Here is a 15756-nt window from a genome sequence, read left to right as displayed (position 1 = left end):
CCGCTCGGCTCGCAGCGCCTGATGTCGCTGCTGGCCCTGCGGGAGGCGGGCGGCTGGGCGGGGCTCGCGGACCGTGCGGGCTGCGAGCAGGCGCTGGCCCGGGCACAGGCTCTCTTCGAACGGGGACCGTCGGACGCCGACCCCGAGTGGATGACCTTCTACGGCGAGGCCGAGCTGGAGGGCCTGGAGGCGCAGTGCTGGTCGACCCTGGGCGACTGGCCGCGCGCGGCACGGCACGCCCGGCGCGCCGCGGAGCTCCAGGACCCGCACTTCACCCGGAACATCGCTCTGTACACCGCGGAACTCGCCGACGACCTGGCCCGCGGCGGCCGCCCCGACGAGGCGGCGGTGGCCGGCCAGCGAGTCATGGATCTCCTGGACGAGGTCCAGTCGTCCAGGATCCAGACGATGCTGGCGGGCACAGCGAGGGTCCTGCTCCCGCACCGGAGGGCGTCGGGCGTGTCGGCGTTCCTGGACCGCCATGCGAGCATGCCGCGCATGGCATAGCCGTCCGGCCGAGAGCACCTACCCGGCCAAGTGCCCCATGTCGTTCCAGGATTCGATCGCCGGCTCTCCATACGCCCACCCGAGCACCGAAAGAGAGGTCGGGTTGAGACGTATACGGGCCGCGAACTCCAGCGGAAGCCCCAGCCAGCGCGCCCCGATGGACCGCAGGATGTGCCCGTGCGCGAAGACCAGAACGTCACGGTCCGCCGCGCGCGCCCAGGCGACGACCTCGTCCGCGCGCGCGGAGACCTCCGCCAGGGTCTCCCCCTCGGGAACGCCGTCGCGCCAGATGAGCCAGCCCGGCCGGATCGCCTGGATCTCGGCCGGCGTCATGCCCTCGTACGCCCCGTAGTCCCATTCCAGCAGCGCGTCCCAGGCGCTCGCCCGCTCGCCGAACCCGGAGAGTTCGCACGTCTCACGCGCGCGTGCCAGCGGGCTCGTGCGCACCTCGGCACCGGGCAGCCCGTCCAACGGCGCCCGGTGCAGCCGCTCCCCCAGGAGCTTGGCGCCCCGACGCCCCTCCTCCAGGAGCGGTACGTCGGTCCTGCCGGTGTGCTTGCCGGACAGCGACCATTGCGTCTGTCCGTGCCGGGCCAGCAGGATGCGCGGTGCCATGAGGGACCTTTCCGGGATGAAACAAGGAGAAATCAACTAGGACGTCGCACCATCATCGCGCACCACGTATCCGGGCAACCCGGTGGGCGATCCCTGCGTCTATGAGGGCCGGGGGCGCCCCACGAGGGCGGCCGCATACACCGTAAAGTGGCACGACCGGGCAACCGGAGCAGCAGAGCAGAAGGGGGAGGGCGAATCGGATGCCGCAGGCCGAGACACCAGGCACCGAGGTGAACCCGCCGACCCGGCTGCGCTGGTGGACCGAACTGCCCCTGATCCTGCTGGTGTACGCGTCGTACTCCGCCGGGCGGCTGCTCGCCCGGGGCGATGTCTCCGACGCCGTCGACCACGGCCTGGCGGTCCTGCGTCTGGAGAAGCTGCTCCACATCAACGCCGAGCACCCGATGAACCGTCTCTTCACCCGCGAGGCATGGCTCGGCGTACCGGCCGACTTCTGGTACGCGTCGCTGCACTACCTGGTGACTCCGGTGGTCCTGGTGTGGCTCTTCAGGCGCCGCGCCGAGTACTACCGTGCGGCCCGCACCTGGCTGATGACGTCCACGTTCCTCGGTCTGATCGGCTTCACGCTGCTGCCGACCTGCCCGCCGCGCCTGCTCTCCCCGGGCTACGGCTTCGTCGACACGATGGCCGAATACAGCTCCTACGGCTGGTGGGGCGGGCAGGCGAGCGCACCGCGGGGCCTGGGCGGCATGACGAACCAGTACGCGGCGATGCCGAGCCTGCACGTCGGCTGGGCGCTGTGGTGCGGGGTGATGCTGTGGCGCTACGGCGGCACACGCTGGGCCAAGGCGGCGGGCGTCGCGTATCCGCTGCTGACCGCGATCGTCGTGATGGGCACCGCGAACCACTACTTCCTCGACGGGGTCGCGGGCGCTGCCGTGATGGGCGTCGGCCTCCTGCTGGCCCGGCCGGTGATGCGGGCGGTGGAGGCCGTAAGGGCCCGGCTGCGGGCGCGGTTCGCCTCCGCCCCGGACACCTCGCGGGCCGCAGGTTCCTCAATTGTCAGTGGCGGATGCCAGACTTCGACGGGTGAGCGAATCCCCCGACAGCGCAGCTCCCACGCCGGGCTGGGAGCAGAGCCGGGTGCCTCTCCCGCGGACGCGGGGGACGGCGCTCCGGCAGCAGCTCGCTGAGCTGCGCGGCCCGTCCGTACCGCCCAAGGCGCTCGACGCGCGCGCCCTCGCCGCACTCGCCGCGAACCCCGGCTGCCGACGACGCGCGCTCCTGGACGGCGCGGGGGTGAACAAGGCGGCGCTGGCGGGCGCCCTGGGCGCGCCGTCGGCGTTCGGACAGTCGCAGTTCGCCTTCATGCGGGGCAATGCGTTCGAGGCCCGGGTCAAGGCTGACGGCGGCGCGCAGCTGCTGCGTCTGGTGCACGAGAAACTGGACCCCGCCGCCGAGGCGCCGGAAGAAGCCCTCACTCCAGACCTCGCCGCCGCCGGCCCGGAGGGCCGCGCGGCCCGTACGGCGCTGGCGTTGCGCGAGGCCACCGAGGCGCGCGGCTGGGCGCTGCTCGACCACCCGATGCTCGCCCTCGACGTGGCGGGCTCCCCGGCGTTCCTGGAGCCGGACGCGGTGGTGGTGCACCCGGACGGCAGCTGGACCGTGGTGGAGATCAAGTCCTTCCCGATGCTGGACGGCTCGGCCGACCCGGCGAAGGTCGGAGCGGCCGCACGGCAGGCCGCGGTCTACGTGCTGGCGCTGGAGGAGGTCGCCGCCCGGATCGGCGCGGAGCCGGAGGGGCGTGCCGGTGCCGAGGGGACGAGCGCGCGGAGCGCCCAGGACAGCGCCACCGCGCCCGTGGTCCGCCACCGGATCCTGCTGGTCTGCCCGAAGGACTTCTCCAATCTGCCGACCGCCTCCCCCGTCGACATCCGCAAGCAGCGCGCGGTCACCCGGCGCCAGCTGGACCGCCTCACCCGCATCGAGGAGATCGCGGACGGCCTCCCCCAGGGCACATGCTTCGCACCCGACCTCCCCCGGGAAGAGCTGACGGCCGCCGTGGAGTCGATCCCGGCGACGTACGCGCCCGAGTGCCTGGCCGCCTGCGAACTGGCCTTCCACTGCCGCGACCGCTCCCGCGCGCAGGGCGCGGTGACCTCCTACGGCCGGTCGCTCCGCGCCGAACTGGGCGGACTGACGACGGTGGACGACGTCCTGGCCGCCGCCCACGGGACGGCCGGGGACCCGGACGACCCGGCCGTGGTGGCGCTGCGCAGGGCGGCACAGCTGCGGGCGGAGGCGCTCGCCCACCAGGAGGATGTCGTGGGCCGGGACGGTGCCGTATGTCGCTGATCGCCACGCTCGCCCGGCTGGAGGCCGTGCAGTCCGGGCGCGCCCGGCCCACCGCCACCGTCCGGCACCGGCACATCTCCGAGCGGCCCCTCGTCTTCGTACCCCTCACCACCGCCGGCGAGGCCGGGGCACCGCTCGGCGCGCTCGTCGGCACCGACCGGGACGCGCCCCGGCTGCTCGTGGTGCCGCAGCCACGCGACCGTGACCTCAGGTTCGCGTTCCTCGCCGACCTCGCGGACGTCGTCCTGCCGTACCTCGACGCATACGCCGAAGCGGTCGAGCCCGCCGAGCGCACCGAGACCGACCCGGAGACCGGCAAGCGGGTCAAGGTCGAGGTCGACCTGTGCGCGGACGCCCCGCAGCTGATCGTGCCGAGCCGGGCCGGCATCGATTTCGTACGGCTGCTCGGGCGTTCCATGCGCTTCCGCCGCACCGCCGAGCAGGACCCCGAGACCCCGCATCCGGCTCCCCCGCGCGTGCCGCTCCTCGGCCGCTGGCTCACCCACTTCGGGGAGCGCGCGCGGGTTCCCGGCTCCTCGCTGCTGCTCGCCCTCACCGATGTCCTGACCCGGCACTGGGCGACCGGGCAGTCCACCCTGGAGGACCAGCACCTGGGCGCGCTGCTCGCCTGGATCGACCCGCCGGAGGGCACCTCGGGCGCGGACGCGGCGCTGCGGGCCGAGCTGGCGCGGGACGCGGACGGCCAGCTGCTGTGCCCGCCGGCCGGTCCCGCCACCGACCCGGCCTTCGACAACAAACTGCTCGCCCCCGCGATCGAGCGCTACGACCGCGCCCGGATCCGGCTCGCCGCCGCCGAGGACGGAGTGGAGGCGGACGACCGGTTCGGTGAACTCACCGCCGCCGAACAGGAGATCCGCGCCCTCGTGGAAAGCCGCACACGGCCGACCTGGGACGCGGTGTGGCACGGGCTCGATCTGTTGCGCGCGCTGCCGGAGGGCGCGCATGTGGCGGACCGGTGGACCCGCGACCGCTGGTCGTTCACCGGACACCGGGACCGCGTCGCCGCCGGGGAGCCGCCGCAGCCGCGCCGTGACGACGCGGTCACCGCGGCCAACAAGCTCGCAACCCGCGAGCGCGAACAGGCCCGTCTGGACGCCCAGGAGGCCCTCGACGACCCGCTGGTCATGGCCGGTCGGCGGCTGGCCGGGGAGGCGTTCGCGGGTGAGGTCACGGACGTCGTGATGGCGTACAGCGAGGGCAAGCGGGTGAGCCCGCGCCCGCTGGTGACCGTACGGACCGAGGACCGGCCGCATCTCGGGGAGCGCACGAAGGTGTTCCGGTCGCTGGGTGGGAAGCCGCAGGCGGCCGAGTTCGTCGGATACGAAGAACACGAAGGATACGAAGAACACGAAGGATCCGAAGGATCCGAAGGAGCCGGAGAACACGGCGCTGGGGGCGGCCTCGTGGTGCTGCGCATCGTCGACAAGATGGGGCGCGGCAAGGAGCCGGAGGCCGGGTCGGTCCCCGAGAAGGGCGACCGGATCTGCTTCACGCTCTTCGAGCACGAACAGCGCGGCGGGGCGAAGCTGCCCGAGCCGGAGGAGACACCGTGGACGCACGGCGGACCGCCGGGCGAGGCCGACCCCGTACCGCAGCCGGATCCGGTGACCGAGGAGGACGTACTGTGACCGTGTTCGCCCCGCCGGGCAGGGACTTCGATCCGGGGGCCGCGGCCGCCCGGGCCACCGAGTCGATCCTGCGCGACACGCTGCACGGCACGCACCGCGGGGTTGTCGTCGACTCTCCGCCCGGCGCCGGCAAGTCGACACTCGTCGTCCGCGCCGCGCTCGAACTCGCGGACGCCGGGCGGCCGTTGATGGTGATCGCGCAGACCAACGCACAGGTGGACGACCTGGTCCTGCGGCTGGCGGAGAAGGACCCGGACCTTCCGGTCGGCCGGCTGCACAGCAGCGACGCGGACCCGTACGACAAGGCGCTCGACGACCTGCCGAACGTCCGCAAGTCCACGAAGGCCGGCGATCTGGCGGGCCTGGACGTCGTCATCTCGACCGCGGCCAAGTGGGCCCACGTCAAGGACGTCGAGCCGTGGCGGCATGCGATCGTCGACGAGGCGTACCAGATGCGCTCGGACGCGCTGCTTGCGGTGGCGGGCCTGTTCGAGCGGGCGTTGTTCGTCGGTGACCCCGGGCAGCTGGATCCGTTCGCGATCGTGGGCGCGGAGCAGTGGGCGGGCCTGTCGTACGACCCGTCGGCATCCGCGGTGACGACACTCCTGGCACACAACCCCGAGCTTCCGCAGCACCGGCTGCCGGTGTCATGGCGGCTGCCCGCCTCCGCGGCGCCGCTGGTGTCGAATGCGTTCTATCCATACACGCCGTTCCGCAGCGGTACGGGGCACGGGGACCGGCTGCTCACCTTCGGGGTGGCCTCGGACGGCTCGGGTCCCGACCGGGTGATCGACGAGGCGGCGGAGACCGGCTGGGGTCTGCTGGAACTGCCGGCACGGCTCACACCCCGTACGGATCCCGAGGCGGTGCGGGCGGTCGCCCGGGTCGTACGGCGGCTGCTGGACCGGGGCGGGGCGGCGGTCTCGGAGCGGGCCGAGGAGCCGGTGCCGCTGACCGCGGACCGGATCGCCGTCGGCACGGCCCACCGGGACCAGGCGGCGGCGGTGCGCTCCGCGCTGGCGGACCTCGGGGTACCGGACGTGACCGTGGACACGGCCAACCGGCTCCAGGGCCGGGAGTTCGACGTGACGGTGGTGCTGCATCCCCTGTCGGGACGCCCCGACGCGACGGCGTTCCATCTGGAGACCGGCCGCCTGTGCGTGCTCGCGTCCCGCCACCGTCACGCCTGCATCGTGGTGTGCCGGGCCGGCGTGATGGAACTGCTGGACGACCATCCGGCGACGGAGCCGGTGCAGCTGGGAGTGACGGTGAAGTTCCCGGACGGCTGGGAGGCGATGATGTCCACGTGGGCGCAGTGGTCCGAACACCGGGTGGTCTGGCGGCCGTGACCGACACCGGTACGCCCGGCAACACCTGCCCCACAGGGAACATCGCGTTGCGCGGCAGCCTTGAGACTGCCGGAGCCGTGTGGCATCGGGGAGCGCGGGACCGGCGCATGCCGCTCGCCCTGCCCACTTGCACAGTCGCGCGACAATGGACGGTGGCCCACCCGGAAGGCGGCGCCACCCGAACCGTACGAGGAGGAGAAGACATGGCGGAGCCCACGCCGCGTCGGAACGAGCCGCGGCTACGCCCCGCGCCCCTGCTCTTCGAGCCCGCGGAAGCGGCCTCCGACCCGGAGCACTTCTTCGACCTGGAGTCGATCGACGACCCGCGCGCGCTGCTGGCGCGGGCCACGGAGCTGACGCAGGCGTTCCGCGCCGCGGCGGACCGGGCCGTGGAATACCAGGCGATCGCGGCGGCCCAGCTCGCCGATCCGCGCCGCTTCGACCGGCTGACGCCGGCGGCGATCGCCGAGCAAGCGGAGTGGACCGAGGACTACGCGAAGAAGATGGTGGAGTTCGGGCGGGACCTGCTGCGCGGCGCCGACGCGAGCGGGCCGGAAAGCCTGGGCTGAGCAAGGTCCCCGCCCCCACGGGCCCATGGGGGCGGGAATGATCTTTTGGCATATGCCGGGCGGCACGATACTCCCTTCGGCCGCGCCTGTCCCGATTTTCCGCAACCCTCGGGGACCGTCCCCTCACGCCCGGTACATCTGGCTGCCATGAGCAGTCGAACGCCGTTCATGGATTCCGACCCCGCGCCCCTCCCCGACCGGTGCGACGTCTCGGGCGTCACCACGGAGGGTGCCGCCTGGCTCGCCTCGGCAGGAACGTATCCGCGCAGCACGCTCGCGCTCTGGGCCGAGCGTCCCACCGCCCCGGTCGTCCTGCCCTGCGGCACCGCGTTCGACGTCGTCAACGCCCCCGTGATCTTCGGGCGGCGCATGCTCGACCGGCTCTGGGACGAGGGGCCGGGCTCCGGGCCCGTCGCCGCGCACCGGGGCCGCATGCTGCTGTTCGCGGCGCCCGGCACGGCCCGCCGGCTGCCGGCGCTGCTCCACTGGGAGGAGTGGGGCGGCCGCACCCGCACGATTCCGCCGCTGCTGTGCCACGGCCCCGGGGACGCCGTGACCGTCCCCGCGGTGCGGGCCACGCCCCCTTCCGCCGCCGGCACCGCAACCCGCCCGGAGTCCCGCTGGCTCGTCGCGCCCGACACCCGTCACCCCTGGCTCCCAGGGCCGGAAGTAGTCCTGTGGGCGGCCGTCCGGGCAGCCCGTGCCGCCGCCTCCGCCACCGTACGCATATCGATTTTTCCTCCCGCCGACCAGGGTGCTAAGGTCTACGACGTCAGCAGGCGCCGCTAGCTCAGTTGGTTAGAGCAGCTGACTCTTAATCAGCGGGTCCGGGGTTCGAGTCCCTGGCGGCGCACGATGGCGATGGCGAGTCGTGTTCGCGGAAAGCGCGAACCTGGCTCGCCATCGTTGTTTTTGCGCGGCTTCGCCGCGCGTTGTGGGGGCTTCGCCACCCACACCCCCGTTCGGGCCCGCTGCCGTGAATCGTATGGCCTGGAGCCGCGCCCCCTCAGGGGACGCCACCGTGACCGGCCGCCCCAGAACCGCGCCCCCACGTGACGCCTCCGCGCCCGCCCGCCCCAGAACCGCACCCCCACGGCACGCCACCACGACCACCCACCCCAAAACCACACCCCCACGCCACGCCACCACGCCCGCCCACCCCAAAACCACACCCCCACAGCACACCACCGCGCCCGCCCACCCCAAAACCACACCCCCACAGCACACCACCGCAACCAAACCACCCCAGAGAGCCGCTCTCAGCGCAAGCAGCCCGCAGCACCGGCACCCCGAACCACAGCCCCCACCCTCGCCACACCCGTCACACTCACACCCTTGTGATCCGCACCGTCCACGCCCCCGTGGGCGTCCGGTCCTCCACCTCCACCCTCACCCCCGTTCCCGGCACCGTGAAGCTCTCCCCCACGCTCACGGGGGCGTCCGCGAGGGCCGGGTAGACCGAGTTGTCGGGGCAGGCCGAGGTGTGCGGGTGGGCGTCGACCACCTCGATCGGGCCGCCTCCGGACTCCGTCTCGCTACGGACGCGGTAGACGAGGACGCCCTGGCTGCAGACCGCGGCGTCGTTCCCCACCGCCCCGCGCGCCTCGATGGCCAGCGCGCTGTCGGGCCCCGTCCGCACGACCGCCAGCTTTGTGCCCCTCCCCGAGCCGAACGCCTGCACCCCGGGGCCCAGGACCTGCGGCCCGGCGGTGCCCGCCGCGCCCGTCCCCGAACCCGTGCTCGCGTTCACCGGCACCTGCGGCACCCCGGTCGGCCCGCCCCCCAGCGACTCCAGCGTCAGCCGCGCCGTGCCCCGTACGCACAGCACCTGGCTGTCGTCCAGCCACCCCAGCTTCCACTTGTGCCAGGCGAACAGATCCGGCGCCAGCCCGAACTGGCTGCCCATGAGGTCCCAGTCACCGACGTATGTGTCCCAGTCGCCCTTGCCGTCCACGGGACGGTGGTAGAGGTCGGGCAGGTCGAAGACATGGCCCGTCTCGTGCGCGAGGACGAGCCGGTCCGGCGGGTGCTTCTCGAAGACGGTGACCACCCGACGGATGTCCTTGCCGTCCGCCCGCAGCGGGGTGTCGAGGTTGACCACCTTCGTGGCGTCCGAGTCGACGCCGGGCGCGTTCGGGTCGGCCACGAAGTAGACGATGTCGTACCGCGAGAAGTCGACGTCGTTGTCCGCGGCGGCGAGCGCGTCCCGCAGATACGCGGACCGGCGCTCGGTGTTCCAGTCGCGCTGTATGGCGTAGGCGGTGGACGGGTGGGGCATCCGGATCCAGTGCGTCACCGGATGCGGATGCACCGTGAACCGGCCGTAGGAGGCACGTTCGAAGTAGCGGCTGGTGGCCGGGAAGTAGTCCGCGGTCAGTTCGGCAGGCGTGGTCGTCGGCGCCGCGTCCGGGAAGGACAGGAAGACCAGGACCGCATCGAGCGGGTGGGTGGGGCGTGTGTAGCCGGCGTTCCAGGTGTCGACGCCCTCCGAGTGGTGCGCCTCGCTGCGCGTGAGCTCACAGGGCGCGACCAGGGATCCGGCGAGCGCGGGTCCCGTGACGAGGGAGGTCGCGACGAGCGCCGTCATCGAGGTGGCCACGGCCGCGGTGCTGCGCAGTACGGGTGCTCCACTCCGGACGAGCCGCCGCATGGCCTCGCGGGTGAGCCCCTTGCGGGGGAGCGGACGCGGCACGGCGACCTCCGGGTGCGGTTCTCGGAACTCACACCCAGCCTTGTCGTACTTGTATTACTACGCCCTGTTTGTCTGCCCCAGAAGGGTGAGACGCCGTCAGTCGGGGGAAAGGCCAGAAGGGAGCCGCGACGGCCGGTGGAGGGGCAGTGCGGGGCGGGAGCGCAGGACGGCGCACGAGCGTCGAGGGGGCGGCCGACGTGGGCCGACGCCCCGAATACTCACGGAACGTCACAACCAAGGGCGGCCTGATAGACCGGGGTCCAACGCGGGCAGAAACGATCTGTCAGAACATGTGCTCGTTCCGGGACACTGGACGGCGGCTGGTAGGCCCCTGGGTCAGCCTCTATGATCGGCACACTTTCCTGCACGAACACGGCTTGTACGGCCGCTCATCACGCGGCCGTCGACCCCGACGAGACCCACGAGATCCGTACGAAGAACGAGTGCACTGCGGGAGCGAGCGGTGAGCGGAACGTCCGAAGGGCCGGCGCCCGCGGCAGACCTCGTCAGCCCGGTCGTCACAGAGAGTTACGATCCCACGTCATCCGGTACGTCCGAGTCGGGGCCCCTCCCCGGGGCGCAGGCGCTCGTGCCACCCACCGACACCCCGCCGCCGCACCCGGCCGACGGGCCTCAACCCACCTCCTTCGGCGCCGCGTTCGGCGTCGCGCCACTCGCCATGGCGGTGGTCGACCGGAAGGGCCTCGTCGTCACCGCCAACGAGACGATGGGCTCGCTCCTCGGCACCGGCACGGCCGGGCTGGCCGGGAAGGTCGCCGCCGACCTGGTGGACCTGTCCTCGGATGCCCGCACCTGGCACGCGTACCGCGAGGTGCTGCGCGGCCGCCAGGCCCGGCTGCGCTGCACACGCCGCCTCAAGCATCCCGACGGGCACTCCCTCTGGGTCCAGGTGACGGTCACCCCGCTGCCCGAGGCGGAGAAGGCCGTCCTGCTCTCGGTCGCCGACATCAGCGCCCGGCGTGAACTCCAGGCCAGGCTGCGCCACTTGCAGATGCATGACCCGGTGACCCGGCTGCCCAACCGCACGCTGTTCTTCGAACGCCTGTCGGGCGCGCTGGAGGCGGAGTCGTACGAGGAGAGCGGCACCGGCCGGATCGGGCTGTGCTACCTCGACCTCGACGGCTTCAAGGCGGTCAACGACACCCTCGGCCACCGTGTCGGCGACCGGCTGCTCGCGGCCGTCGCGGAGCGCCTGACGCGCTGCGCGGACGAGGCCGGCTACGCGCGGGCCGCCACTCCCCTGGTGGCCCGGCTGGGTGGCGACGAGTTCGCGCTGCTGGTCGAGGATTCCACGGGCACCGACCAACTCGCCGAACTGGCCGAGTCGGTGCTCAAGGCGCTCCAGGCGCCGTTCGACCTGTCCGGGCAGCGGCTGTCCGTCTCGGCGTCCATCGGGGTCGTGGAGCGGCACGCGGCCGGTACGACGGCGACCGGTCTGATGCAGGCGGCCGATACGACGCTGTACTGGGCGAAGGCCGACGGCAAGGCCCGCTGGACCCTCTTCGACCCGGAGCGCAACGCCCACCGGATGACCCGCCAAGTGCTCGCCTCCGGACTGCGCCCGGCCATCGAGCGGGGTGAATTCGCCCTGGAATACCAGCCGTTGGTGGGCATGGAGGACGGACGGGTGCGCGGTGTCGAGGCGTTGGTGCGCTGGCACCACCCTCAGTTCGGCACACTGACGCCGAATCGGTTCATCGGATTGGCAGAGGAGGACGGCTCGATCGTGCAGCTCGGGCGCTGGGCGCTGAAGACCGCCTGCCGCCAGGCGCGCCGCTGGCAGCTGGAACGCCCGGACGAGCCGCCGATCTTCGTCAGCGTGAATGTGGCGGTGCGTCAGGTCTGGGACTCCGACCTGGTGGCGGACGTGGCGGGGACCCTCGCGGAGACCGGACTCGCCCCGCATCTGCTGCAGTTGGAGCTGACCGAGTCCGCGGTCATGGGCTCGGCCGGCCGCCCGTTGCAGGCTCTCCAGGCGCTCAGCGACATGGGGGTGCGGATCGCCATCGACGACTTCGGCACGGGCTACTCGAACCTCGCGTACCTCAGCCGGCTGCCGGTCTCCGTGCTGAAGCTGGACGGCTCGTTCGTCCGCGGCTTCCAGTACGAGGGCACGGACGCCCACCCCAACCCTGCCGACGAGGTCATCGTCGAGGCGATGATCCAGCTCGCTCACCGATTGGGGCTGACGGTCACCGCCGAGTGCGTGGAGACCTCCGCGCAGGCCACCCGGCTGCGCCGGATCGGCTGCGACACCGGCCAGGGATGGCTGTACTCACGGCCGGTGCCGCCGGATCGTATCTCCGAGCTGGTGGAGTCGGAGCCCTGCCAACGGCCCTGAACGGGTGGGTGCCGTCCCCCGTGCGACGGCACCCACCCGCGCTCACGCGGTCGGCAACCCGTAGGCGTCCGCGATCAGTTCGTACGAGCGCAGGCGTACGTCGCCGCTGTGCGCGTTGGACGTGAGCATCAACTCGTCGGCGCCGGTGCGCTTCTGGAGGTCGTCGAGGCCGGAGCGCACCTCGTCCGGTGTGCCGTGGACGACGTTGGAGGTCCAGGTCTCGAAGAACTCCTCCTCCAGCGGGCTGAATTCGTACGCCTCCGCCTCCTCAGGGGTGGGGACGAGGCCGGGGCGGCCCATGCGCAGGCGGAGCATGTTCAGGGCGGCGGCCCGCACCTGACGGCGCGCCTCCTTCTCCTCGTCGGTGGCGAGCGCGGCGACGCCGATGAGGGCGTACGGGGCGTCGAGAACCGCGGACGGGCGGAAGGACTCGCGGTACAGGTCGAGCGCCGGGATGGTGTTCTGCGCCGAGAAGTGATGGGCGAAGGCAAAGGGCAGCCCGAGCATGCCGGACAGCCGGGCGCTGAAGCCGGAGGAGCCGAGCAGCCAGACCGGCGGGCGGTGCGGGGACTGCACGCCGCCCGGAGAGGTGGCCTGGACCGGGCCCGGGACCGCGTGGATGCGGGAGTACGGGTGGCCGTCCGGGAAGTCGTCGTCGAGGAAGCGGGTCAGCTCGGCGAGCTGCTCGGGGAAGTCGTCGGCGCCCTCGTTGAGCCGGTCGGTGCGGCGCAGGGCGGCGGCGGTGGCGCCGTCGGTACCGGGGGCGCGGCCCAGGCCCAGGTCGATACGGCCCGGGGCCATGGCCTCCAGAGTGCCGAACTGCTCCGCGATGACGAGCGGCGCGTGGTTCGGCAGCATCACACCGCCCGAACCGAGCCGGATGCGGTCCGTGTGGGCGGCCAGATGGGCGAGGATCACAGCAGGCGAGGAGGAGGCCACACCGGGCATGGAGTGGTGCTCGGCGACCCAGAAGCGGTGGAAGCCGCGGGACTCCGCGAGCCGGGAGAGCTCGACGCTGGTGCGCAGGGCGTCGGTCGCGGTACGGCCCGCGCCGACCGTGACCAGGTCCAGTACGGAAAGGGGGACCGGGGCGGTGCCCTGTGCCGTGCCTCGGATCTCGTCCACCTGGATGCCTCCTGTGTGCGCGTCGCGTCTCCTCGCACCCCTAACAGGAGGCAGTCTCCGGTTATTCCCGCTCGCCGGAGACGGCCGTCACACCTGGACGATCGGTTCCCTGGTGAACAGCGTGCCCAGGTTCGGCGCGTTCACCCGGCGGTCCACCAGACGCAGGGCCTCCCACACCGTGACCTGGTTCGCCGTGAGGACCGGCTTGGCCAGCACCTGCTCCAACGCCGTCAGGTGCGCGGCCGTGTGCAGCGCCGTGCCGGGCAGCAGCACCGCCTCGGCGTCCGCGTGGTCGCCCTCACGGGCCAGCGCCAGCACCTCCTTCGCACCCCAGGCGGCCACCTCCGCCGCGGTGCCGGCCCCCGCGCCGAGCACCGACACCACCTCCACGCCCGCCGCCCGCAGGAAACCGGCGAACAGGTCCGCCATGTCGTCCGGGTAGGTCGCCGCAACCGCCACCCGCCGCACCCCGACCTCCCGCACGGCGTGCGCGAAGCCGAACGAGGTGGAGGAGGCCGGCATCCCGGCCATGCGGGCGAGGGTGCGCACCTGCTCCTGGGCGCCCTCCCAGCCGTATACGAAGCTCCCGGCGGTGCACGCCCACACCACCGTCTCGGCGCCCGCGAGCCGCAACTCCTCGACGCCCGCCGCGAGCCGCTCCGGTGAGCCGGTCTCCCGCAGCGCGTCGACCCGGCAGGCGTCCTCGCCGATGCCGGTGTGCACGAGGTCCACCCGGATGTCGCTGCCCAGCAACTGCTCGATACGTGGATAGTCGTCCTCGGCGAAGTGGCCCGGGTAGAGGAATCCGAGTGCGGTCATGCCCAACCTTCCTGTTCTTCCGGCGGTACGGGTCCTGGCGTGCCGTCCTTCCCCCACTGCCTGAAGGGCGTGGGAGGTGCCCCCAGCAGAGCCTGATGGGGACCCACCGCCCGGGTACCCAGACGACGCAGAGCCGCCCCCATCGTCACCTGGTTGGCCGAGAGGACCTCGTCCAGGGTGCGGCAGGCGCCCTCCCGACGGGCCGGGGCGGGGCGCGAAAAGGGCAACGGCGGGTGCATCGCAGCCCTGTTGACGACGGTGGCTTCGGGTGCGACTGTGTTCAATCCGCGCATATCAGACGCCCGGTCGGCTGCCGTCGGCCGCCGCCGAACGGAGAAACGGTTCCCGCATGACCGCTCCCCCGCCCGGCCGCCCCACCCTGCTCGTCCTGGACGCCGAGCCGCTGCCCCGGCTCGGCCGGCTCACGGGCCGGGTGCGGATCGAGCACGCGGACGCCTCGACGCTCGCCGAACGGCTGCCGTACGCCGATGTCCTGCTCGTCTGGGACTTCACCTCGGACGCGGTGCGCGAGGCCTGGCCCGGCGAGGGCCCGCGGCCACGCTGGGTGCACACGGCGAGCGCGGGTGTGGACCATCTGATGTGCCCCGAACTCGCCGCGTCCGACACGGTGGTGACGAACGCACGCGGCATCTTCGAACAGCCCGTCGCCGAGTACGTGGCCGCGCTCGTCCTCGCGATGGCCAAGGACCTGCCGCGGACGTGGGATCTGCAGCGGGAGCGGGAGTGGCGGCACCGCGACACCATGCGGGTGACGGGCACGCGCGCGTGCGTGGTCGGGTCCGGGCCGATCGGGCGGACGATCGCCCGTACGCTCAAGGCGCTCGGCGTGACGGCGGCGATCGTGGGCCGCGTTCCGCGCACCGGCATTTACGGCCCGGCCGATCTGGACCGGCTGATGGCCCGCGCCGACTGGGTGATCGCCGCGGCCCCGCTGACCGAGCAGACCTACGGCATGTTCGACGCGCGGCGGTTCGACGTCATGCAGCCCTCGGCCCGGTTCATCAACGTCGGGCGCGGGCAGCTCGTGGTCGAGGAGGCGCTCGCTCAGGCGCTGTCGAAGCGATGGATCGCGGGCGCGGCACTGGACGTCTTCCAGCACGAACCGCTCACCCCGGACAGCCCGTTGTGGCGGGTGCCGGGCCTGCTCGTGTCCCCGCACATGAGCGGCGACACGGTGGGCTGGCGGGACGAGCTGGGGGCGCAGTTCGTGACGTTGTACGAGCGGTGGGAGACCGGGAAACCGCTGCTGAACGTGGTCGACAAGAAGCGGGGGTACGTCCCCGGCCACTGAACTCGCGCGAACCGCCCCTGGAGGCTGCCGCCCCCACTGTCGGGCTGAACGGCCTCGTCCTCGAACGCCGACCGGGCTGAGTCATACGGACCGGCGCCGAAAGTCAGCCCATCCGGCGTTGGGGGGGGCGGGTTGCAGGGGCGCAGCCCCGGGCGGATTCCAGGGGCGCAACCCCCCGCGGAGTCCACGGGCGCAGCCCCCGGGGGTCCAGGGGGCGCAGTCCCCTTGGCGGGGGCGAAGGGGCGGAGCCCCTGGGGATGGGAAGGGTGGGGGCGGCGGGGGCGAAAATCCTCAGGCTGTGGCGGCGGTGCCCGTGAGCGCATCCGGCGGCGGGGGCGTACCCCGGCGCCCGGGTTCGGCGCTGACCAAGGAGAGAGTGCCGCGGCGATCGGCCGTGCGCCCCAGGTCCGGCCCCGTTCGAGAGCGCCCCGCCGCGGACCG

At 72.7% G+C, this 15756-nt stretch carries 13 protein-coding genes, 1 tRNA gene and 1 pseudogene; 10 read left to right on the top strand and 5 right to left on the bottom strand.

Annotation, left to right across the window (positions count from 1 at the left end):
* Positions 1-507 (top strand): NsdA family TPR-like regulatory protein (locus ABT186_RS33865; RefSeq protein ID WP_502973400.1); only part of this gene is annotated, 507 nt, incomplete at its 5' end.
* Between the two features lie 18 nt (positions 508-525).
* Here ABT186_RS33865 and ABT186_RS33860 read toward each other — a convergent pair.
* A complete protein-coding gene (locus ABT186_RS33860; RefSeq protein WP_351234371.1) occupies positions 526-1122 on the bottom strand; it encodes a histidine phosphatase family protein in 597 nt (198 codons plus the stop codon).
* Between the two features lie 200 nt (positions 1123-1322).
* Between ABT186_RS33860 and ABT186_RS33855 the strand changes: the two genes are divergently transcribed.
* The 7 genes from ABT186_RS33855 (at position 1323) to ABT186_RS33825 (ending at position 7858) form a co-directional block, all read left to right on the top strand.
* Positions 1323-2276, top strand: coding sequence for a phosphatase PAP2 family protein (locus ABT186_RS33855; RefSeq protein WP_351928333.1), 954 nt, complete (start codon positions 1323-1325; stop codon positions 2274-2276).
* Positions 2227-3438, top strand: coding sequence for a hypothetical protein (locus tag ABT186_RS33850; protein WP_351234381.1), 1212 nt, complete (start codon positions 2227-2229; stop codon positions 3436-3438). Before ABT186_RS33855 ends, ABT186_RS33850 begins: the two co-directional genes overlap by 50 nt.
* Positions 3429-5087: an amino acid adenylation domain-containing protein gene (locus tag ABT186_RS33845; protein WP_351928331.1), complete on the top strand. Its 1659-nt coding sequence runs from the start codon at positions 3429-3431 to the stop codon at positions 5085-5087. Before ABT186_RS33850 ends, ABT186_RS33845 begins: the two co-directional genes overlap by 10 nt.
* A complete protein-coding gene (locus ABT186_RS33840) occupies positions 5084-6436 on the top strand; it encodes an AAA domain-containing protein (protein WP_351928329.1) in 1353 nt (450 codons plus the stop codon). Before ABT186_RS33845 ends, ABT186_RS33840 begins: the two co-directional genes overlap by 4 nt.
* Positions 6437-6639: 203 nt before the next feature.
* On the top strand, positions 6640-7005 hold the full coding sequence (locus ABT186_RS33835; protein ID WP_351234379.1) for a DUF8844 domain-containing protein: 366 nt from the start codon (positions 6640-6642) through the stop codon (positions 7003-7005).
* Between the two features lie 168 nt (positions 7006-7173).
* On the top strand, positions 7174-7794 hold the full coding sequence (locus ABT186_RS33830; protein WP_351234382.1) for a bifunctional DNA primase/polymerase: 621 nt from the start codon (positions 7174-7176) through the stop codon (positions 7792-7794).
* Positions 7785-7858, top strand: a tRNA-Lys gene (locus ABT186_RS33825). The genes ABT186_RS33830 and ABT186_RS33825 overlap by 10 nt, the downstream gene beginning before the upstream one ends.
* A gap of 474 nt (positions 7859-8332) precedes the next feature.
* On the opposite strand, the gene ABT186_RS33820 is transcribed toward ABT186_RS33825, so the two are convergent.
* The gene (locus ABT186_RS33820; RefSeq protein WP_351227035.1) at positions 8333-9655 is read right to left on the bottom strand and encodes a M6 family metalloprotease domain-containing protein; all 1323 of its coding nucleotides are present in this window, start codon (positions 9653-9655) and stop codon (positions 8333-8335) included.
* A 505-nt stretch (positions 9656-10160) separates the two neighbouring features.
* Between ABT186_RS33820 and ABT186_RS33815 the strand changes: the two genes are divergently transcribed.
* Complete coding sequence (locus ABT186_RS33815) at positions 10161-12059, top strand: putative bifunctional diguanylate cyclase/phosphodiesterase (protein ID WP_351227027.1); 1899 nt, start codon at positions 10161-10163, stop codon at positions 12057-12059.
* A gap of 42 nt (positions 12060-12101) precedes the next feature.
* Here ABT186_RS33815 and ABT186_RS33810 read toward each other — a convergent pair whose 3' ends face one another.
* The 3 genes and pseudogenes from ABT186_RS33810 to ABT186_RS33800 form a co-directional block, all read right to left on the bottom strand.
* Positions 12102-13190 (bottom strand): LLM class flavin-dependent oxidoreductase, encoded by a 1089-nt coding sequence (locus ABT186_RS33810; RefSeq protein ID WP_351227033.1) that lies wholly within the window; start codon positions 13188-13190, stop codon positions 12102-12104.
* Positions 13191-13271: 81 nt separating this feature from the next.
* On the bottom strand, positions 13272-14003 hold the full coding sequence (locus ABT186_RS33805; protein WP_351227025.1) for a maleate cis-trans isomerase family protein: 732 nt from the start codon (positions 14001-14003) through the stop codon (positions 13272-13274).
* Positions 14000-14170, bottom strand: a pseudogene (locus ABT186_RS33800) (maleate cis-trans isomerase family protein); the annotation flags it as partial. The gene ABT186_RS33805 and the pseudogene ABT186_RS33800, both read right to left, overlap by 4 nt.
* Before the next feature lie 182 nt (positions 14171-14352).
* On the opposite strand from ABT186_RS33800, the gene ABT186_RS33795 reads away from it, so the two are divergent.
* A complete protein-coding gene (locus ABT186_RS33795; RefSeq protein WP_351227023.1) occupies positions 14353-15315 on the top strand; it encodes a D-2-hydroxyacid dehydrogenase in 963 nt (320 codons plus the stop codon).
* The last annotated feature ends 441 nt before the right edge of the window (positions 15316-15756 follow it).

Source organism: Streptomyces sp. NPDC001634 (genome assembly GCF_040298185.1).
GTDB lineage: Bacteria > Actinomycetota > Actinomycetes > Streptomycetales > Streptomycetaceae > Streptomyces.
This window is presented reverse-complemented; position numbering and strand designations above follow the sequence as displayed.